Raw genomic sequence first — 19,806 nt, 5'->3', positions numbered from 1 at the left:
CGATATTCCGTGCGGCAGAAACCTGCCGCATTCCGGCGCTAAATGCCGTGCAGGGAACGCTTGTTGTGCGCTTCAGAAGCACGCGACGGCAAAGTCCTTTTACTGCAAGGAATTTCGCACGCAACATTCACATGTCATGCTCTTGTCAATAATTCGGCCTTCCGTCGGTTTTCGACGGGTGTGCCGAAACGAGTCCAGGAAGGACGAACCTTCAGATGCGCGCTCCCTCTATATCCACCATCGCCATCGCACTCGCCATCGCCACCGCGGCCTCCGCCTCGGTCACGGTGACCGCCGTGGCGAGCCCCGCGCCGAGCGGCTCGAACACCTGGCAGGCGCTCCCCTCCGGGGCGGCGATTGCCGACGCCGCCCGGACGGCGGCCTTCGCACAGGCCGCCGAGACCGGCCTGACCGAACAGAGCGGACTGGCCGCCACGGACGTTCTGATCGACCAGGACGGCAAGCAGCACGTGCGCTTCTCGCAGACCTACCGGGGCATCCCCGTCGTAGGTGCCGACATCGTCGTGCACCTCACCGCGAAGGGCGGGTACCTCGGGGTGACCCGCGCCTACGACCAGCCGGTCTCGGTACCGACCGTGGCGGCGAAGGTGACGGCGGAGCAGGCGCGGGTCAAGGCCGCGTCGGTGGTGTCGAACGGGGCAGCAGCGACCCCCCGGCTGATCGTGCACGCCCAGCACGGCACCAGCATCCTGGCCTACCAGGTCCAGGTGGAGGTGGACGGTGACGCGACGGCCTCCCACTCGGTGCTGCTCGACGCGGGCACGGGCAGCGTGGTGAGCGACGTCGCAGCCCTGGACGGGATCATCTCGCCGAAGCTGGCGAAGAAGCTCAAGGCCCTCGGCAAGAGCGCCACTGCCGGCGGCCAGTCGACCGGAGGGAAGGCCGCGGGGCAGGCTGCCTCGACGCCGGCGGTGGGCAGCGGGCTGTCGATGTACAGCGGCACGGTGACGCTGAACACCACACGGTCCAAGACCTACAACCTGATCGACAGCACCCGCGGCAACGCCGAAGTAAGGAACGCCAACAACAACGCGCTGTCGGAGTCACGCGTCTTCAGCGGCTCGAGCTCCATGACCGACTCGGACAACACGTGGGGCAATGGCACCACGTCCGACGTCAACACCGCCGGTGTGGACGCCCAGTACGGGCTGACGTCGACCTTCGACTTCTACAAGAAGACCTTCGGCCGTAACGGCATCCTCAACGACGGCGTCGGCCCGCACGGCGTCGTCCACTACGCGCGCAACTACGGCAACGCCGGGTGGAGCGACGGCTGCTGGTGCATGGTCTACGGAGACGGTGACGGCGTGACCTTCACCAAGCCGCTGACCCAGCTCGACGTCACCGGGCACGAGCTGACGCACGGTGTGGTGTCGGCCACGGCCGGCCTGGAGACCGACTACAACGCCTACGGCGACCAGATCGGCGAGCCGGGTTCGCTGAACGAGTCGCTGGCCGACATCTTCGGCACGTCCGTGGAGTTCGCCACCAACAACGCAGCACACGCTCCCAACTACCTGATGGGTGAGCAGCTCGGTCTGGCACAGGGGTTCCTGCGCCGGCTGGACCACCCGTCGCTGGACAAGCTGGAGGGCACCGTCGACTACTGGAGCACCAACGCCCCCCAGACGGAGGTGCACGCGGGCTCCGGTGTCTCCTCGCACGCCTTCTACCTCCTGGCGGAGGGCAGCGGGAGCAAGACCATCAACGGCGTGTCGTACAACTCGGCGACGTACGACGGCTCGACGGTGACCGGCATCGGCCGGGACAAGGCGGTGGCGATCTTCTACCAGGCGCTGACCCGGTACATGGTCTCCAGCACCGACTTCCATGGCGCCCGCACGGCGACGCTGCAGGCCGCGGCTGACCTCTATGGGCAGGGCAGCACGGAGTACGACACGGTGAACAAGGCGTGGGCCGCGGTGAATGTCACCGCGGCCAACGGCTGAGGACGCTGCGGCTGGCACCGGCCCATGTCTGAGGCCGCCCTTTCCTCATGCATGACCGCCTGACCGTCGTCACACCAGTGGCTCGTCACGTCGTCCCGCACCCCGCGGGCACCCAGGCCGACCAGGTGCCTGCGCGGTGCGGGACCACGGATGCCGGACGGCAGGGGCGGACGGAGGCCCAGCGTGCGTTACGCGGGGGTCCTCGGCTCCCGGCTCGGTGAGCGGGTGCCCGGCAAAGCGAAGCAGCGGGCGCACGCTGCGCCCGAACAGTTCATGTCCCACTACCGAGCCCGGCCTGTGCCGGGCTGTCGGAGGCACTCGCACATGTCATCAGGCATACCGCGTACACCGGTTGGGGTGACAGGCCGTATCGGCCTGTCGGCCCTGCTCGCCGTGGCAACGGCGCTGGGCGTCAGCGGACTGACCGCTCCCGCGCACGCAGCCGCGTCCGCCCCGCTCGTCCAGGACGCGACGTCCGTCACGGCGGCTCCCGCCCTGGTGGAGGGGCTGGCCGAGCCGGCGGACGCGTCCGTGCCGGCCGCAGCCGCAGCCCGGGCGCATCTGGCGGAGCACCAGGACCGCTACCGGATTCCCTCGCCCAACCGGGATCTGGTCACCGACGCCGTCACCACGCAAAGCGACGGCTCCGAGACCGTCCGCCTGAACCAGCGGTACCGCGGGGTGCCGGTGCTCGGCGCCCAGTACCTGGTGCGGATGACCCACCGGGACGGCAAACGGACCGTCACCGGCACCTCCGGCTCCTACTTCACCGACCTCGACGTCGACACGGACGCCCCGGCTCTCCCCACCCCCGGCGCGGTGCGGAGCGCGGTGGACCAGGTCCGGGCCGAGCTGACCAAGGGCGGATACCGGCCCGCCCACGCGGCCGGCGGCGCGGACAGGCTGTCCGGCACCGACCGCGGACTGACCGTCCTGCCCACCGGCAAGGGCGTGCTGACCCGCCATGTCACCGTACGCGGCACCGACCCGGCCAGCCGCACGCCGGTGGTACAAGAGGTGTTCGTCGACGCCGCCACCGGTGTCGCGCTCTTCGAGTACGGCGGGCTGCCCACCTTCACCGCACCGAGCCAGGGCGGTGCCGCCGGGCAGGGCGGCGAGCAGGCCCAGCCTGGCACGCCGGGCGAGCCCGGACCCGGTTCGGCGTCCGTCACCGGCAGCGGCACCCTGCTGAACGGCACCACCGTGCCGCTGTACCTGACCAAGCCGGTCCGGTGAGGGCGGACCAGAATGCGACGGCCTTCGACCGGTGGGTGCGGACTGCCTCGCCGTGGACGGTGGGAAGGCTCAGCGTGGTCCGGGTGCCCGGAAGCGTGGCGCCGGCATCCTTGGAGGTCGCGTCCTTGGTCGCACTGGGTTTGAGGGTGGCCGAGTCCGTCGTCCGGGTGAGGATCAGCGGAAGTTCACTGGTGTGCTTGTCGTCGTACCCCTGGGCTATCAGCTGGGTGACGTCGAAGAGTTCCTTGTCGAGTCGACCGGCTGCTATGTAGGCCACGGCATCGTCCGGGTACACATACGTGTTCCCGTCCTCGGTGGAGACGCGCACCGAGCCCGTGGCGCCCGGCGCGCGCTGGACGTTCACCTCAGGAGTCGATCCGGCAGTTCCCGGAGTCACCGTCACCTTGTCTCCGGTGATCAGGGTCACCGTGGCCGGTGTGCGGTTCGTGCTGCCGGTCACGGCCGATGGCGCCGCTGTGAGCGACGGTGATGGGGCGTCAGCGCCATGTGCTGCCCCATGCGTCATCAGAGTGGCGACGAGGGCTGAGCTGAGACACGCCGCAAGTCTTCGAGTGAAGAGAAGCCGCATACTGCCTCCAGATTTGAGAAGTTGAACGATTTCGCCCACATTCGATGAAGTGGTGTGCAGGTCCTGAACGCTGCGCGACCTGGAGCCGCAGGTTGCTCGGTTTTGCATTCCAGGTCAAGCAGCCTGCTGGCGGCACGACTTGATGACGCACCGAGTGCAACAGGGGATAAATGCGGGCCGGTTCGGGCAAGAAGCCCCAGCCCCACCCCCCTTCGGGTCCCGAACGGCAGCCAACTGCCCGAACTGGCACGACGGACGGACCGTAGGGACAGTCGGCTCCGCCCTTGCCGCGTCCCTGGCGGGCCTGTGGGGGCGGCGCGCGCGGAAGACAGGATCGAGACGCGCGCACGACCCGGCGCCACCCGCTTCCGGCCGCCACCGGCACGTTCGGACTCTCTCCATGGCACTCGACATGGCCGGAGTCCAGTGACGGCTTGCCCAAAAGGCGTGTTTCCGTCAATTTCTAACTAAATCTGCTCAGTTGATGTGTTATCAGTCTTTAACATGATCAACATGGGTACTTCACAGAGCCTACTGAGCACCACCGTCCGTACTCTCGGCAAGGACAGCTCACTCGAGGCCGTCCAGGGCTATGACAACGTCACCGGCGTCGGCTCGCCCGCTCCCGGCTACGTCGCGTCCTGGCGCTGATCGGCAACCCCACGCGAACCCCGTCAGGCGTTCGGCCGGTGCTCCGGCCGAACGCCTGACGGGCCTCGACAAGCGAGCACCTGCCGACCAGACGATGGGCGCGTTCGGGCTGGCTCTGACCGGCCGGGCAGGTGCCCGTCTCGCCTGGGCCATGGGGATCGCGACCAGCCGCACCATGCTGTTGCGCCGCCGCAGCCGCTCGGTGACCCGGGCCGTGGCGGCGGGTCAGTCCCGGCACCTGCTCCACGAACGTTCGCCGACCGCATGCCGTGGCTGCGCAGAAGAACCGCCGGACCCGCAAGGCAAGTTGGGCTCTCCGTCCGCCGGCTGGCAGGTCTGCGGGAAACCGCAGGCAGGAGCTATGGACCCGTTCCGTCCAGTGGGTGCAGTCGGAGCAGGTGGCTCCGATGGGCGTGCACCGGGCCTCGACGCGTATCGCGTCGCCGTCCGTATGTACGGCCACGACGGCGACTTTGGGGACTGATGGGAACAACAACTCCTGCAACCGGGACAGCGCCTCGTTCACGGCCACCAAATGCCGGCCGTGTCACCCGCACGAGGAGCGACTTCAAGGCAACTTCCGTACCACGCGACGAAAGATCCGTAACTACAAGGCGTGACCGGCTCGCTGAGTAGGCCCGGAGTACTACGGCGGCTCCGCCCCGTCCCGGACCGATCAGCGGTCGATGCGCTCAGCCCGGGCAGCCTGGTCGAATCGCTTCGCCACAGCACTCGCCGTGCACAGGCCCGCAATACTCGCGCCGACCACGACAGCCCGCCGCCGTAATGTCGTAGGGCTGGATGACAGATCCTTACATGTGGATCTTGTACCTGGGACCTGGCACGACCGCGCCCGGTCCACCTGATGGCTCAGGGCGAGCCGGCCGAAGACGACAGCCCCGCGGTCTGACCGGTTGGCCGGGCGTGGTCACTTGACGGCCGCTCAACAGCGTCTTTACGGGCGTGTGGTCGTCCCAGCTCCCCTCGTCCGGATCAGGCCGGCTCGCGGGGTCCGATACCGTTCCCTCAAGCTCTTCGTACAGAGGTGCTTTCGGCGGTGATGGCGTCGGTCGCCAGGGCCGCGCCCTCACTCCCTCCGCCGCCTTGCGGCGTACGGGGCCGGACCCCGCTCCCTCACCAAGCCGGACCGCATGGCGCGGCCGGTGGGTGGGCCGGGGTCAGAAGGCCAGGCTCCAGCTCTGGAGGTGGCCCGGGTCCAGCGTGAAGATGCCCGGAGTGCCGTCGGTGACGCGCAGCTTCCAGGTGCCCTTCGCCGGGACTGCCGAGGCGTCGACGGTGTATGTCTCATTCAGCTCGGTAGTGATCACCCAGGGGCCCCAGGGCTTGACCGGGATGACGGTGCCGTCCGGGGCGATCAGATCGATCACCATGGCATTGCTGAACTGGTGGGTGATGTCGACCGTGACCTTGAGGTCACTCGGAGCGTTGCCCGGGCCTCCCGGGACGACGATCGGGGACTCGAGGGTGCCCCCCTTGGGGATCAGGTACGTCGTGGGGTTGACGAAGTAGTGCCCGCCGGACTCGACAACGGTCCAGGTCACCGGGATCTCCCGGACGTCCCCTGCCGACGTCGTGATGGTGATGACCGTGCTGTACGCCCCGACCTTGCTCGGCGTGCCGGTGATCAGGCCGGTGGCCGGGTCGATGGACAGGCCCTTGGGCAGGCGCTGGGCCGAGTAGCTCAGCGGGCCCGGACGGTCGCTCGTCGCCACGATCTGACGGCTGACCGGCTGACCGAGCGCCACCGCCCCGCTCGGCAGCGACGCGACGGCGATGTGGTCGATGTAGCGGGCCCCGACGTTGACGGCCGCCCAGGCGTTGGCGACGGCCTCGTAGGCGTCGCTGCCCGCGCCGTAGAGGTCGGCGGCGGCCTGGAGCGTGGCGGTGCGGGCACCCGCGTAGTCGGTGGTGCTGGTCATGTAGACGGTGAGCGCGCGGTAGATGACGTCGGTGGCGTTGGTCAGTCCGATGCCCGCCACCGGCAGCCCGTCGTAGGTGGGGCTGTCGTAGTCCACGCCGTTGATGGTCTTCCGCCCGCTGCCCTCGGCGAGCAGGTAGAAGAAGTGGTCTCCCACCCCGGCCACCATGTGTGGCTCGTCCCACTTCGCCTGAGGCGTCCAGTAGTCCAGAGGCGCGTAGCCGACGGCGCTGATGCCCGCCTTGGAGGGCAGGTCCATGTAGCGGATGGGCTTGCCGTCACCGTGCAGGTCGTCCAGCTCGGCCATCGTGTAGTCGGGCACGTCGTTCGGGCTGTCGGCGTAGAACTCGACGGCGGCGGCCATCATGTCGCTGATCGCCTCGTTGAGGGCAGCCGGCTCACCTTTGTCGCCCAGACCGGCCGTGCTGTAGGTGACTCCGTGCGCCATCTCGTGGGCGGCGATGTCCAGAGACGTCACCGGGTGCTGACCGTCCTGGCCGTCGCCGTAGCTCATGCAGAAGCAGTCGTCCTGCCAGTTGGCGTTCGCGAGGGATTCCCCTTGCACCGCCTGGTAGTGGACCCGGGAGTAACTGCTGCGGCCGTCGCCGGCTATGCCGTTGCGGCCGAAGCGGTCCTTGTAGAAGTTCCAGGTCGTCTGCGCACCGTAGGCCGCATCCACCGCCGCGGTCTGGGGATCTGCCGCGGTTCCGTCGCCCCACACGTCGTCGTCGCCGGTGACCAGGACCCCGCTGGAGCCGGTGGTCGAGTCGAGCGTCCGGTGGCCGGTCTGCGGGTCGATCAGGGCGTAGCTGCCGTCGTCCTGGCGGGTGCTGCCGATATGGACCGTACCGCTGTACATGCTGTTGCCGACGGCGGATTCGACGTGCTCCGCGCTTTTGAGTACCGCGCCGCTGTCGGCGTCGGTGAGAACGTGCAGCTCGCTGGGAGACCCGTCCTTCTGCACACCGGTGACCACGGACTCCCACGCCAGCTTCGGCTTGCCGTCCTGCGCCCAGACGACCAGGCGGGGTGCCTTGTCCGAGGCCGCCTTGGCGGTGCCCTTGGCCTTGGCCTCGCTCATGGCCGACTTCTTCGCCTCGGCCGCCGGGTGCTCGGCCTTGGTCGTCGGAACGGACAGCTTCTCCTTGAAGGCGAAGCTGGTGCTCAGAACGCCGGCCCGATCGTGCACCACCAGGTCGCCGCCCAGGACGGGCAGTCCGGCGTACGTCCGCTCATAGCGGGTGTGGACGGTCCCGTCGGCGTCCTTGACGACATCCTTCGGAACCAGCTTCTCCTGGGAACCCAGCTTCAGCGCGCGAGCGGTCTCCGGCGCCGCGTCGGCTGCCTCGTCGAGCAGTTGCCGGCGCTGTGCGGGCGAGAGCGGGACGGCCTTGGCCCCGGGGCGTGGCTGCGCCACTGTCCGGGGTGGCGCCGCTTCCGTGTCGGCGGCTGCCCGAACGGCGGCGGAAGCCGGCAGCACGGAGGCGGCCAGGGCGGCGACCAGGACCGTCGCGGTCGCGGCGAGCCGCCCCCGCGAACGGCGAGCACCCTCAGGTGCTGAGACCCGTCTACTGGAGCTATTCACTTCTGAAGTTCCTTTCGTCCCCGCGGTGTTTCCGGCGCGGAGAACCACTCAGGCGTGTTTGACCGGGTGATCGTTACAGCAGAGATCCACGCTGTCAGGCGCGGCCGAATCCGGTGTCCGGAAACCGTCCACCGGCACCGCGTGAGCACACGACACACCAGGTGGGCATTTACGCGCGGGCAACAGTGCCGTTACCGGAAAGATTGGCTAATTCCGACTGTCGACAGGGCACTTGACCGCGAGTAATGGTGGGCTGCGCGGGAATCGGACAATGCCGGGTAGATGTCCCGATTCTCTTGCTCCCGGATATGCCGTTGCATTCCTCCTGTCTGTGAGGGGGCGCTACCACGGGCCTGTGAACTTGGGAACACGCTTGGTTTGCAAGGAAGTTGCCTGCTTGTGATTTTTGGCGCCGCGATTGGTTCGGAAGGCCTGTTGCCGCAGTAAGTGCCTTTAATTTCAGTGCAGTTCACCCGCAATTCATGCTCTCGTCATTCCTCGTCGGCTGTTCGCTGGTTGTCGGCGGCTGCGCTGAGACGAGCCCAGGAAGGACGAACCTGCCCGACATCGTTGTCCACCTCGCCAGGTCCTCGGCATACCTCGGGGTGACGCGTGCGGGCCCGGGCGGGGGCCTGTTCCACGAACCGGAACAGGGCATGCGGGATTCCGCCCCCGGCCGTGTCCTTATGAAGGTGTGATCGCAGAACAGAGGGAAGCCGCTGCCAGGGGAGCCAAGGACGCCGACTCCGGGGAATCCGAGGCCCGCCGGTCCGTCCTCGGTCGGGCCTTCGAGCTGCTGGACTGTTTCGACGGCCTGGAGCCCGATCAGTCCATCGCGAGCCTGTGCAGACAGACGGGGCTGCCGCCGGCCACCGTGCACCGGCTGCTCGCCTCACTGGTGGAGTGGGGAGCGGTGGAGCGTTCGTCGCGCGGCCACTACCGGCTCGGGATGCGGCTGTGGCGGCTCGGCTGGGGCGTGCCCGAGGCGCGGGTGGTCCGGGACGTGGCCCGTCCCTTCATGGTGGACCTGTACGCGATGACCAGGGAGATCGTGGTGCTCGGCAGCCGGGAGGGCGACAGTCTGCTGCTCGTCGACCAGATCGCGGGGCAGTCCGCCGAGGTCGCCTGGCGGTCCGCCCGCAGGGTCCCGCTCGGCGCCCTCGCCCCCGGGCTGGTGTATCTCGCCCAACTGCCGCTCGACGACCTGCGGCGCAAGCTGGCCGACTCGGTCCTCGGTCTGCCCGCCGAGCTGGCGGACAACGAGTACCGGCTGCTCCAGACCCTCGCGGAGATCCGCGCCACCGGCGTGGCCGTGAGCCGCGGCCGGAGCCGGGGCTGGATCTCCGCGCCCGTCCTCGACGCCGACGGAAGCGTCCGCTCCACGCTGTCGATGGTCGTCCCCGAACAGCGGCTCAACGTGACCGGACACGGGCGGCTGGTCGGCCAGGCGGCCCGGGCGGTCTCCCGCAGCCTCGCCGCCCGGCGCGCGCTCGACCAGCCCTGACACGGCTCCCGCAGGACGCGTACCTCCCTGAACGGACGCGTACTCCCCTGAACAGCGCCCCGGAACAGGGCGCGTACCCCCACGAAAGGTGAACTCCCGTGAAGCGACGCAGCATCGAGGTGCCCGGGCGCGGGCACGGCACCCAGCCCATCCCGGCCGCCTCCGTCGTCGGCAACCTCCTGGTCTCCGGCGGGATCAGCGGCAAGGACCCGGCGACCGGCACCGTCCCCGAGGACCCGGCCGCCGAGGTGGCCCAGGCGTTCGCCAACCTGCGGGCGATCCTCGACGCCGCGGACGCGAGCCTCGACGACGTCGCCAAGGTGACCGTGTTCGTGAGGGAACGAGGCATCCGCGCCCATCTGAACCCGGTGTGGACCGAGCTCTTCCCCGACCCGGACTCGCGCCCCGCCCGCCACACCCTGGAGGCGAACCTCACCGGTATGCGCCTGCAACTGGAGTGCCTCGCCGTACTGCCCGGCGCGGACGGTTCCACTGGGTGAGAGGAGGTCCCCGCGACCCGCGTGCGGCGGCGGATGCTGCCGTGAGTGACACGGTACGACGGCGAAGGGCTCGATGGCGATGGCAGAGATCGTGGTGGGAGTGGCGGCCTCCCACACCCCCCAGCTCAGTTCGGGTGTGGACATGTGGGAGGACCACGGCGAGCGTGACCGGACGAAGAACAGACTCCTCGGCCACGACGGCGAGTTCCACGAGTACGAGGAACTCCTGAAGACCGCCGGCCCCGAGATCGCCGGCGAACTGACCGCGGAGGTCTGGGAGTCGAAGTACCAGAGGGCCCAGGACGGCATCGACACGGTCAAGAACGTCCTCGCGGAGGCCGCGGCCGACGTGGCCGTCGTGATCGGTGACGACCAGTGGGAGATCTTCCGCGCCGAAGGACTGCCGACCTTCGGTCTCTTCCACGGCGACAAGCTCTTCGACGACCCGCGCCGGGGCGAGGAGTACGAGCGGATGTCCGCCGGGGTGCGTGCCGCCCACTGGGCCATGCACGGCGAGTCGCGGGCCTGGCACCGCACCGACGGCGCGCTGTCGCGGCACATCACCGAGACGCTGGCGCAGCGGGACTTCGACGTCTTCCACTTCTCGGAGCAGCGTGAGGACCGTTCACTCGGCCACGCGTTCACGTTCCCCCGCTACCGGATGGGCCTCTCGCCCGAGACGCCGATCGTGCCGGTGTTCATCAACACCTACTTCCCGCCCAACGTCCCCAGCGCGCACCGGTGTTACCAGCTCGGCCAGGGCCTCAGGCACGCGATCGGGACGTGGGACGCGGACGTCCGCGTCGCCGTCGTCACCTCGGGCGGCCTGAGCCACTTCGTCGTGAACGAGGAGCTGGACCGGCGGGTTCTGAGCGCCCTGGGCGCGGGTGACTTCGCGGCCTTCGGCGACCTGCCGCGCAACCAGATGCGCTCGGGCAACTCCGAGATCCTCAACTGGGTGACCGCCGCCGGAGCGCTGGAGAAGCACACCGCGACGGTCGTCGACTACATCCCGGGCTACCGCAGCCCCGCCGGCACCGGGACCGGCATGGCGTTCGCCTACTGGAAGTGACGAGAGGGACAAGCGAGATGGCGTACAAGGGCACCCTGGTGCTGGACGTGCACGGTCATGTGACCGTGCCTCCGGGCGCCAACAATCACCTGGTCCAGATGCTGGGCTCCAACCAGCCCTTCCCGAGCCCGATCGGGCAGCCGGGAAAGAACTGGAAGCACATCTCCGAGGAGGAGTTCCGCAAGGCCGCGCAGATCCACGTCGACTACATCGACGCGCGGAACATCGATGTCCAGGTGATCGGCCCGCGGCCGTTCCTGCAGATGGGCTGGATGGAGCCCCATATCGCGCCGGCCTGGGCGGCCTACAACAACGACATGATCGCCCAGCAGGTGTCGTTCTTCCCCGAGCGGTTCGTGGGCGCGGCCCAGCTGCCGTTCACACCGTCCGCCCCGGACACCGAGCACCTCCTGCCGGAGCTCGACCGCGCGGTCGAGGAGCTGGGCTTCGTCGCCGCCTACGTCTCGCCGGACGCGAGCGGCACCCGGGCGCAGCCCGGCATGGACGACCCGTGGTGGTTCCCGCTCTACGAGCGTGCCGAGGAACTCGACGTCCCGCTGATCGTGCACGGCACCAACACCCTGGACCCGCGGTTCCGGCGCGTGCCGATGAACTACCAGCTCGCCTTCCTCACCGAGCAGTACCTGGCCGGGCAGTTCCTGAGCCACGGCGACGTCTTCGAGCGGTTCCCGCGGCTGCGGATCATCATCTGCCACTGCGGCGGTGCCCTGGACCGGTTCATCCCGACCGACCACCACATCGCGCAGAAGGATCTGAGCGCCAACCTCTTCTACGACAGCTGCGGTTACGACCTGAACTTCCTGGAGGCGGCCATCAAGCAGCGCGGCGTGAACCGCGTGGTGTTCGGCACCGAGGCGCCGGGATCCGGCGGCGCCGTACGCCCCGAGACCGGCCGGACCTCGGACGACCTGGTGCCCGTCCTGGACGGCTTCGGTTTCCTGACCGACGCGGACCGCAAGGCGATCCTGCACGACAACCCGCTCCGCGTCGTCCCCGGCTTCGTGAAGTCCGGCCGGGTCAAGCCCCTCGACGTCTGACCGCACCGACCGAAGGAGAAGAACGACCATGCTCAGCGTGGCGGACAACGAACTGCTGACCAGGACCGGACGGGGCACCCCGATGGGCGACCTCTTCCGACGCTTCTGGATACCGGCGCTGCTCTCCGCCGAACTGCCGGCGCAGGGCGGCCCGGCGGTCAAGGTGGGACTGCTCGGCGAGAAACTGATCGCCTTCCGCGGCGCCGGCGGCAAGGTCGGGCTCCTGGAGTCCCGCTGCCCCCACCGGCACGCCAACCTCTACTGGGGGCGCAACGAGGAGGACGGCATCCGCTGCGTCTACCACGGCTGGAAGTTCGGCCTGGACGGCGGATGCATGGAGATGCCCGCCGAGCCGGCGGACAGCCAGTACAAGGAGCGCGTCAAGGCGGTCGCCTATCCCACCCACGAGGCCGGCGGCATCATCTGGGCCTACCTCGGCCCCGCCGAACCGCAGCCGGAGTTCCCCGAGTTCGACTGGGCCCGGCTGCCCGAGGACCACTTCTACGTCACCAAGCGCCACCAGCGCTGCAACTGGTTCCAGAACGTCGAGGGCGAACTCGACACCGCCCACGTGCAGTTCCTGCACCGTGAGCTCAACAAGAACCACACCTTCACACCGCAGAAGGTCTTCGAGCAGGCGACCAGCCCCGAGTACACCATCGCCGAGACCCCGGTCGGCATGCTGGCCATCGCCCGGCGTGGCCTGCCGGACGGCGACAACTACTGGCGCATCACGCCGTTCATGATGCCCTCGTACACCATCGTGCCGACCCTGCCCGGCAACCGGTACACCTTCACCGCCGCGGTGCCGATCGACGACACCAGTATGTGGGGCTTCACCGTGAGCTGGGCCCCCGACCGGCCGCTGCGCGACGACGAACTGGAGCAGGACCGCTCCGGTGTGCGGCTCCACGTGACCGTCGACCCGGTCACCTTCGAGCCGGTCGCCAACAAGGACAACGACTACCTGCGCGACTTCGACCTGATGACCACCGAGAACTTCACCGGCATCATGGGCATCCGCAACCAGGACCTGCCCGTCCAGGAGGACCAGGACGGTCCGGTCTGCCGGCGAGAGAGCGAGCACCTGGGCACCACCGACCGGGCCATAGTCGCCGCCCGCCGGCTGATGCTGCGGGCCGCGAAGGCACTCGCCGACGGCACCGAGCCCGCCCAGCCGCGGCACGCGGCCGCCTTCCGGCAGCGTTCCTTCGCCGGCGAGGGCGGGGGCGAGCAGGCCTGGCCCGAACTCTTCGACGGCGTGCAGGCGAGCGAGACCCAGGCCCTCGGGATCCACGCATGAGCCGGGGGACGGGGCTGCTCGACCGCCTCGCCGCACTCGACTCCTGCGTGGTCTCCGACGCGCTCGACCACCTCGGCCTGTCCGGTGCCACCACCGGCATCCGGCCCATGTGGGGCATCCCGAAGATCGTCGGGTTCGCCCGCACCGTGGAGGTCGTGGACGCGGCCGCCGCCGGTGACGTCAAGGGCCGTCACCTGGCCACCCGGACGGTGGAGTCCTCGGGGCCCGAGGACGTCGTCGTCATCGCCAACCAGGGGCGTACCGACGTCTCCTGCTGGGGTGACATCCTCACCACCGCCGCCCAGGAGCGCGGCATCCGCGGGGTGGTCGTCGACGGCGCCTGCCGCGATGTCGACGCCATCACCGAGGCGGCCTTCCCGGTGTACGCGCGGGCCGGGGTGCCGGTCACGGCGCGCGGCCGGATCGTGGAGCGGGCCAGTGACGTACCGGTGTCCTTCGGCGGTGTACAGGTACGCCCCAACGACCTGGTCATCGCCGACGCCAGCGGCGTGGTGATCGTGCCCGCCGCGCACGCCGGGGAGGTCCTGGCCGCCGCCGAGCGCCTCGCCCTGCGGCAGGAGCGGATGCTCGCCGCCGTCCGCTCCGGACGCTCGGTCGTCGAGGTCATGGCCGACGGCCAGTTCGCCGCCGCGCTGTCCGGCAGGGGCCCGGACGCCGGGCCGTCCGGCACGCACTCCACGCACTCCACGCACGAGAACACCTTTCCCGCAGGCGACTCCCGAGGAAGCGCCGCTCACCGAACCGGGGGTCCCGCATGACCGACATGGCCCGGCTGGCCCATCTGGGCACGGCCACCGTCTCGGACGCCCTCGACCGGCTCGGACTGCCGGGCAGCGCGCACGGCATCGCCCCGCTGGCCGACGGCACCCGGATGGCCGGACCCGCGTACACCGTGCGCTACGTACCGGTCGGCGATCCCAAGGGCACCGTCGGGGACTACATCGACGACATCCCCGAGGGACATGTCGCGGTCCTCGACAACCAGGGCCGCACCGACGCCACCGTCTGGGGCGACATCCTCACCACCTACGCCCACCACCGCGGCATCGCCGGCACGGCGATCTGGGGCGTGTGCCGGGACGTGAAGGTCGCCCTGGAATCCAGGTACCCCATGTACAGCGCCGGCCGGTTCATGCGGACCGGCAAGGACCGGGTCGAGGTCGCCGACGTCCAGGTGCCGGTCGCCCTCGGCGACGTCCAGGTCCGGCCCGGCGACATCGTCGTCGGCGACGACGACGGTGTGGTGGTCATCCCCGCCCACCGCCTGGCGGAGGTCGCCGCGCTCGCCGAGTCCATCGGCACCACCGAGGACGCCATCGCCGAGGCCGTCGTCAGCGGCCACACCATCGGCGAGGCCCGTGCCCGGCACGGCTACCACACGCTCCAGCGGCAGGAGACCTCATGAGCACCTCAGTCGCCGGGGAGAGGGTGACGGACGAGCAACTGGCCGGCCTCGGCCGCTACGGCACCGCCACCGTCTACGAGGCCTCCGGCCTCGACTGTGCCCTCGACCCCGCGCTGCGCCCGGTGTGGCGCGGCGCCCGGATCGCCGGCCGCGCCCTTCCGGTACGCACCCACCCGGCCGACAACCTGCCACTGCACCTCGCGCTCGAACAGGCGCGGCCCGGTGATGTGCTGGTGGTCGACGGACGCGGGGAACTGTGCGGCTACTGGGGCGAGGTGCTCGCCGTGGCCGCCCGGGCCCGCGGCGTGACCGGCCTGATCATGGACGGTGGCGTACGGGACACCGTCGAGCTGGAGGAAATGGGCTTCCCGGTGTTCTCGCGCGGCGTGTGCGTGCGCCGCACCGGCAAGTTCTGGCCGGGTCTGGCGGGCGAGGAGATCACCGTCGCCGGTGTGCCGGTGCGCCCCGGTGACGCGGTCGTCGCCGACGCGGACGGGATCGTGGTCCTGCCGCCGTCGGCCGTCGCGCCGACGCTGGAGAAGTCCGAGGCCCGCGTCGAGAAGGAGACCGCATTCCTGGAGCGCATCCGGGCCGGCGCGTCGACCATGGACCTGTACGGGTTCGGCCGATGAGCACGGCCGTCGACCTGGCGCCGCCCACGGTGGACCGGCTCGCGGTCCGCGAGATGCTGGTCCGGCAGGTGCGCTGGGAGGCCGACGGGGTGGTCTCCGTGGAACTGGCCCCGGCCGACGGCACACCCGTTCCCGCCTGGGAACCGGGCGCGCACCTCGACCTGGTCCTCCCCTCCGGGACGGTCCGGCAGTACTCGCTGTGCGGGGACCCGGCCGACCGCTCCCGGTACACCGTGGCCGTGCTCCGTGAGGAGCGCGGCCGGGGCGGCTCCCGGGAGATCCACGACACCGCGCTCGTCGGCCGCACGATCGGAGTGCGCGGGCCGCGCAACCACTTCCCGCTGAGGGAGGCCGGCGCCTGTCTCCTGATCGCAGGCGGCATCGGGATCACCCCGCTGCTCGCCATGGCGAGGCAGCTTCAGCAGCGGGGCGCCGACTGGCGGTTGGTCTACGCGGGCCGCTCGCGCCGCACCATGGCCTTCCTGGACCTGCTGGCCGAGTACGGCGAGGCGGTACGGGTCGTGCCGGAGGACGAGGAGGGCAGGCTGGACCTGGCGGCCCTGATGGCCTCGGCGGTGCCGGGCACCGAGATCTGGTGCTGCGGACCTACGGGACTGCTGGAAGCGGTCGAGAACGCGGCGCGGGAGCGGGACATCCCCGTGCACACCGAACGCTTCACCGCCTCCGGGCAGACACCACCCGCCGCGGACGCCCCCGGCGGCGAGACCTTCGAGGTGGAGCTGCGCCGCAGCGGCCGTACCGTCGAGGTGACGCCGGACCGCAGCGTTCTGGACGCCGTCCGCGAACACGTCCCCGACGTGGTCTCCTCCTGCGAGGAGGGCTTCTGCGGAGCCTGCGAGACACCCGTGCTGGAGGGGATCCCGGACCACCGGGACGAGGTCCTGAGCGACGGGGAACGCGCGGAGAACAACACCATGATGATCTGCGTCAGCAGGGCCTGCTCGAAGCGCCTGGTCCTCGACCTGTGAGCCTTGTCCGCTGAGCGGCCACGCAGGCCCGAGCGGTCACAGAAGCGGGGCGCCCCCGGCGGGGGCGCCCCACACGCGTTCGCACGAGGACGGACTCACAGCCGGGCGGCGATCTCCCGCAGGATCACCGCGGCCTGAGGGCAGCGGTCCTCGGGAATGAGGTCGTGGGCCTCCCACAGGCGGGACCGCAGGGCCGTCCACTTCTCCAACTCCCCTGCGGAGCAGGACAGTTCCGCCTGGCGGACCTGGATGTCGACCAAGGTCCACAAAGCGTCTATCTCGCTCTCCCGGTAGATGAGGTCCTCGAACGTCGTCGCCGCCATGAGGCGTTCCGCGATCGCCGTGAGCGTGTCCGGGGTCAGCTCGGCGACCTGGTGCATCCGGTTCCGGGCAGATCCGATCTGGGTGTCCATGGCCCCCACGGTAGGACGGCCGGACGGGCCGTGGAGCTTCAATTCCACTGGGTGCGAGCGGCCCTGCGGGCGGCCCGCCCCGGCGAGCAGCATGACGGCATGGCAACGGTGCGTGACGCGGTCTTCGGGGTGCTCAGGCAGCTCGGACTGACCAGGATATTCGCCAACCCGGGCTCGACCGAGGTGGCGCTTCTTACCGATCTTCCCGACGACCTCTCCTTCGTGCTCGCCCTGCACGAGAACTCCGTCATCGGCATGGCCGCCGGTCATGCCCTGGCCTCGGGGCGGCCCTCGCTGGCCCTCCTGCACACCACGGCCGGTTTCGGCAACGCGGTCGGCGCGATCGCCACCGCCCGCACCAACCGGGCACCCCTGGTGATCCTCGTCGGACAGCAGGACCGCCGGCACCTGGACGCCGAGCCGTTCCTCGCCGGGCACCTGCGGGGCCTCGCGGGCGAGTACCCGGTCTCCGTCCGCACCCCCGAGTGCGCGCAGGCCCTGCCCGGCGCGGTCGCCCGCGCCTACCACGACGCCGTCGCCCGCAAGGGTCCCGCGGTCGTGATCGTGCCGATGGGCGACTGGGCCGAACCCGCCGGCGAACAGGCGCGCCCCGCCGCCCCCGTGGTCCTGCGCCACAGCGCTGCCGCCGACCCCGCGGTCACCACCGAGGTCGCGGGCCTGCTCGCCGGCGCCACCGCCCCCGCGATCGTCGTGGGACCCGGCGCCGACGACGCCCGAAGCTGGGCCGCCCTCATCGACCTCGCCGGCCGGCTCGACGCCCCCGTCTGGCAGGAGGCGTACGCCTCCCAGGCCGGCTTCCCGCACGACCATCCCCGTTTCCGGGGCCATCTGCCCGCCCTGCGCGACCGATTGCGCGCCACGTTGGCGCCGCACGACCTGGTCCTGGTGGCCGGGGGACCGGCCTTCCGGCAGGGCGGCTTCCGCGAAGGGCCGTTCGTCGAGGACGGCACCACCGTGGTGGTCCTCACCGACGACCACGACATCGCCGGGTACAGCGCCGCCGACCTCGCCGTCGTCGGGGACATCCCCGCGACACTGGAGGACCTCGCGCCCCGGGTCCGGGCCCGTGAGCCCCGTACGGCCGCCCCCGCGGAGCGCGCCGTCCCGGCCGTCGAGCCCGGCGGCCCCCTGCGTGCCGCGCACGTCTTCGCCGAACTCGCCGCCCGGCTGCCCGCCGAATCCACGGTGTTCGAAGAAAGCCCCTCCACCCGCGGCCAGTTGCTCGACCTGGTGCCCGCCCGCGCCCCCTTCGGCTTCCTCACCGTCGCCCAGGGCGGCCTCGGCTTCGCGCTGCCCGGCGCCACCGGCGTGAAACTCGCGCGTCCCGAACGGCCCGTGGTCGCCCTGGTCGGCGACGGCGCCTCGCTCTACGGCATCCAGGCCCTGTGGAGCGCCGCCCACTACCGGGCCGGCGTCCTCTTCGTGATCCTCGACAACGGCGGCTACGCGGTGATGGACCGGCTCGCCCACGAGGCGGGTGGAAAGCCCCCGTGGCCCGGTTTCGCGGAGATCGACCCGGTCGCCCTGGCCACCGGCTTCGGCTGCCCCGCCCGGCGCGTCGACACGTACGGCGAACTCGTCGACGCGTTCGACGAGCTCGTGCCCACGCTGGCCGGACGCACCACACCCCTGCTTCTCGACGTCCACGTCGAGCCCTGACCCCCGCAAGGAATCCCCCCGACTCCCGTACGGAAGCACAACGTTTAGGAGAGCCGCCATGGCCAAGGACTGGCTGGCAGAGAGCATTCTCACGCCCGAGCAGGAGGCGCTGCGCGACGCCGTCTCGGACATCGCCCAGAGCTTCGACCGCGAGTACTGGATCGAGGTCAACGCCGCGGGCCGCTATCCCGACGAGTACGTCCAGGCGCTCACCGACGGCGGCTGGCTGTCGATGCTGATCCCCGAGGAGTACGGCGGCGGCGGAGCCTCCATCGAGGAGTCCGCACTGGTCCTGGAGACCCTGAACCGCTGGGGCGGCAACGCCAACACCGTGCACGCGCAGATGTACCAGATGGGCGCGGTGCTGCGGCACGGCAACGACGAGCAGAAGCGCAGGTGGCTGCCCCAGATCGCGAACGAGGGCCTGCGGCTCCAGTCCTTCGGCGTCACCGAGCCGGACGCCGGCACGGACACCACCCGCATCCGCACCTACGCGGAGAAGCGCGGCGACAAGTACATCGTCAACGGCGGCAAGATCTTCACCTCTCGCTTCCAGCACACCGACCTGATGCTGCTCCTGGTGCGCACCAAGCGCTACGAGGAGGTCGAGCGCAAGACCGACGGCATCACCGTCCTGCTCGTCGACACCCGCGAGGCGCGGAACAACGGGCAGATCGAACACCGTCAGATCAAGGTCATGGCGGGCGGCAGCGACACCAACCAGCTCACCTTCAACGACCTGGAGGTCCCCGCCGAGAACCTCATCGGCGAGGAGGGCAAGGGCTTCCGCGTCATCATGAGCGGAATGAACGCGGAGCGGATCAGCGCCGCCTCCGAATACATCGGCTCCGGGCTCTACTTCATCGACCGGGCTACCGAATACGCCAAGGAACGCGAGGTGTTCGGCCGCCCCATCGGTATGAACCAGGGCATCCAGTTCCCGCTCGCCTCCTCCTTCACCGAGCTGCGCGCGGCGAGCGTGATGCGCTGGCAGGCCGCCCGTCAGTTCGCCGCCGGCAGCCGCGACGGCTTCTACGCCAACACCTGCAAGTACCTGGCCGCGAACGCCCTGTGGAACGCCGCCAACGCCGCGATGGACACCTTCGGCGGCTACGGCCTGGCCTCGGAGTACGGCATCGAGCAGAAGTTCCGCAGCGCCCGCGCCTCGCTGATCGCGCCGATCAGCCGCAACCTCATCCTCGCAGGCATCGCCCACCGCGACCTCGGCATGCCGAAGTCCTACTGACGGGAGCCGCACA

At 70.1% G+C, this 19,806-nt stretch carries 17 protein-coding genes; 14 read left to right on the top strand and 3 right to left on the bottom strand.

Features of this window, described 5'->3' with window-relative positions:
* Positions 1–215 precede the first annotated feature (215 nt).
* Both AB0927_RS28670 and AB0927_RS28665 read left to right on the top strand, forming a co-directional pair.
* Positions 216–1,970 carry a M4 family metallopeptidase gene (locus tag AB0927_RS28670; protein WP_366670641.1) on the top strand — a complete coding sequence of 585 codons (1,755 nt, stop codon included), beginning with the start codon at positions 216–218 and terminating at the stop codon, positions 1,968–1,970.
* A 357-nt stretch (positions 1,971–2,327) separates the two neighbouring features.
* Positions 2,328–3,206, top strand: coding sequence for a hypothetical protein (locus AB0927_RS28665; RefSeq protein WP_366670640.1), 879 nt, complete (start codon positions 2,328–2,330; stop codon positions 3,204–3,206).
* On the opposite strand, the gene AB0927_RS28660 is transcribed toward AB0927_RS28665, so the two are convergent.
* Positions 3,139–3,570, bottom strand: coding sequence for a hypothetical protein (locus tag AB0927_RS28660; RefSeq protein WP_366670639.1), 432 nt, complete (start codon positions 3,568–3,570; stop codon positions 3,139–3,141). The genes AB0927_RS28665 and AB0927_RS28660 overlap by 68 nt on opposite strands.
* Before the next feature lie 738 nt (positions 3,571–4,308).
* On the opposite strand from AB0927_RS28660, the gene AB0927_RS28655 reads away from it, so the two are divergent.
* Positions 4,309–4,446, top strand: coding sequence for a hypothetical protein (locus AB0927_RS28655; RefSeq protein ID WP_366670645.1), 138 nt, complete (start codon positions 4,309–4,311; stop codon positions 4,444–4,446).
* A gap of 1,178 nt (positions 4,447–5,624) precedes the next feature.
* Here the strand turns inward: AB0927_RS28655 and AB0927_RS28650 are convergent.
* Positions 5,625–7,802 carry a M4 family metallopeptidase gene (locus AB0927_RS28650; protein ID WP_366670638.1) on the bottom strand — a complete coding sequence of 726 codons (2,178 nt, stop codon included), beginning with the start codon at positions 7,800–7,802 and terminating at the stop codon, positions 5,625–5,627.
* Between the two features lie 862 nt (positions 7,803–8,664).
* On the opposite strand from AB0927_RS28650, the gene AB0927_RS28645 reads away from it, so the two are divergent.
* From AB0927_RS28645 to AB0927_RS28605, 9 genes are all read left to right on the top strand, one after another.
* Complete coding sequence (locus AB0927_RS28645; RefSeq protein WP_366670637.1) at positions 8,665–9,474, top strand: IclR family transcriptional regulator; 810 nt, start codon at positions 8,665–8,667, stop codon at positions 9,472–9,474.
* A 98-nt stretch (positions 9,475–9,572) separates the two neighbouring features.
* Positions 9,573–9,974 carry a RidA family protein gene (locus AB0927_RS28640; protein ID WP_366670636.1) on the top strand — a complete coding sequence of 134 codons (402 nt, stop codon included), beginning with the start codon at positions 9,573–9,575 and terminating at the stop codon, positions 9,972–9,974.
* Between the two features lie 79 nt (positions 9,975–10,053).
* Positions 10,054–11,046 (top strand): hypothetical protein, encoded by a 993-nt coding sequence (locus AB0927_RS28635; protein ID WP_366670635.1) that lies wholly within the window; start codon positions 10,054–10,056, stop codon positions 11,044–11,046.
* Positions 11,043–12,104, top strand: a complete 1,062-nt coding sequence (locus AB0927_RS28630; protein ID WP_366670634.1) for an amidohydrolase family protein — start codon at positions 11,043–11,045, stop codon at positions 12,102–12,104. Before AB0927_RS28635 ends, AB0927_RS28630 begins: the two co-directional genes overlap by 4 nt.
* Before the next feature lie 28 nt (positions 12,105–12,132).
* Entirely contained in the window at positions 12,133–13,407 is a 1,275-nt protein-coding gene (locus tag AB0927_RS28625) for a Rieske 2Fe-2S domain-containing protein (protein ID WP_366670633.1), read from the top strand.
* A complete protein-coding gene (locus AB0927_RS28620; RefSeq protein ID WP_366670632.1) occupies positions 13,404–14,186 on the top strand; it encodes an RraA family protein in 783 nt (260 codons plus the stop codon). Before AB0927_RS28625 ends, AB0927_RS28620 begins: the two co-directional genes overlap by 4 nt.
* Complete coding sequence (locus AB0927_RS28615; protein WP_366670631.1) at positions 14,183–14,833, top strand: RraA family protein; 651 nt, start codon at positions 14,183–14,185, stop codon at positions 14,831–14,833. Before AB0927_RS28620 ends, AB0927_RS28615 begins: the two co-directional genes overlap by 4 nt.
* A complete protein-coding gene (locus AB0927_RS28610) occupies positions 14,830–15,465 on the top strand; it encodes a 4-carboxy-4-hydroxy-2-oxoadipate aldolase/oxaloacetate decarboxylase (RefSeq protein WP_366670630.1) in 636 nt (211 codons plus the stop codon). The genes AB0927_RS28615 and AB0927_RS28610 overlap by 4 nt, the downstream gene beginning before the upstream one ends.
* The gene (locus AB0927_RS28605; protein WP_366670629.1) at positions 15,462–16,454 is read left to right on the top strand and encodes a PDR/VanB family oxidoreductase; all 993 of its coding nucleotides are present in this window, start codon (positions 15,462–15,464) and stop codon (positions 16,452–16,454) included. Before AB0927_RS28610 ends, AB0927_RS28605 begins: the two co-directional genes overlap by 4 nt.
* 95 nt (positions 16,455–16,549) lie before the next feature.
* Here the strand turns inward: AB0927_RS28605 and AB0927_RS28600 are convergent, their stop codons facing one another.
* Positions 16,550–16,867 (bottom strand): hypothetical protein, encoded by a 318-nt coding sequence (locus AB0927_RS28600; protein ID WP_366670628.1) that lies wholly within the window; start codon positions 16,865–16,867, stop codon positions 16,550–16,552.
* A gap of 99 nt (positions 16,868–16,966) precedes the next feature.
* Here AB0927_RS28600 and AB0927_RS28595 point away from each other — a divergent pair, with 99 nt between their 5' ends.
* Positions 16,967–18,547: a thiamine pyrophosphate-dependent enzyme gene (locus AB0927_RS28595; protein ID WP_366670627.1), complete on the top strand. Its 1,581-nt coding sequence runs from the start codon at positions 16,967–16,969 to the stop codon at positions 18,545–18,547.
* Between the two features lie 58 nt (positions 18,548–18,605).
* Entirely contained in the window at positions 18,606–19,793 is a 1,188-nt protein-coding gene (locus AB0927_RS28590) for an acyl-CoA dehydrogenase family protein (RefSeq protein WP_366670626.1), read from the top strand.
* Positions 19,794–19,806 lie beyond the last annotated feature (13 nt).

The organism is Streptomyces sp. NPDC048106 (genome assembly GCF_040706415.1).
Lineage (GTDB): Bacteria > Actinomycetota > Actinomycetes > Streptomycetales > Streptomycetaceae > Streptomyces.
The sequence above is the reverse complement of the archived record's forward strand: the minus strand, read 5'-3'. Positions and strand labels throughout refer to the sequence as shown.

Excerpts from the sequence above, each read along its gene's own strand:
- AB0927_RS28670 (WP_366670641.1), top strand. The coding sequence starts at position 216 with ATGCGCGCTCCCTCTATATCCACCATCGCCATCGCACTCGCCATCGCC.
- AB0927_RS28655 (WP_366670645.1), top strand. The coding sequence starts at position 4,309 with ATGGGTACTTCACAGAGCCTACTGAGCACCACCGTCCGTACTCTCGGC.
- AB0927_RS28635 (WP_366670635.1), top strand. The coding sequence starts at position 10,054 with ATGGCAGAGATCGTGGTGGGAGTGGCGGCCTCCCACACCCCCCAGCTC.
- AB0927_RS28625 (WP_366670633.1), top strand. The coding sequence starts at position 12,133 with ATGCTCAGCGTGGCGGACAACGAACTGCTGACCAGGACCGGACGGGGC.
- AB0927_RS28620 (WP_366670632.1), top strand. The coding sequence starts at position 13,404 with ATGAGCCGGGGGACGGGGCTGCTCGACCGCCTCGCCGCACTCGACTCC.
- AB0927_RS28615 (WP_366670631.1), top strand. The coding sequence starts at position 14,183 with ATGACCGACATGGCCCGGCTGGCCCATCTGGGCACGGCCACCGTCTCG.
- AB0927_RS28610 (WP_366670630.1), top strand. The coding sequence starts at position 14,830 with ATGAGCACCTCAGTCGCCGGGGAGAGGGTGACGGACGAGCAACTGGCC.
- AB0927_RS28605 (WP_366670629.1), top strand. The coding sequence starts at position 15,462 with ATGAGCACGGCCGTCGACCTGGCGCCGCCCACGGTGGACCGGCTCGCG.
- AB0927_RS28600 (WP_366670628.1), bottom strand. The coding sequence starts at position 16,867 with ATGGACACCCAGATCGGATCTGCCCGGAACCGGATGCACCAGGTCGCC.
- AB0927_RS28595 (WP_366670627.1), top strand. The coding sequence starts at position 16,967 with ATGGCAACGGTGCGTGACGCGGTCTTCGGGGTGCTCAGGCAGCTCGGA.
- AB0927_RS28590 (WP_366670626.1), top strand. The coding sequence starts at position 18,606 with ATGGCCAAGGACTGGCTGGCAGAGAGCATTCTCACGCCCGAGCAGGAG.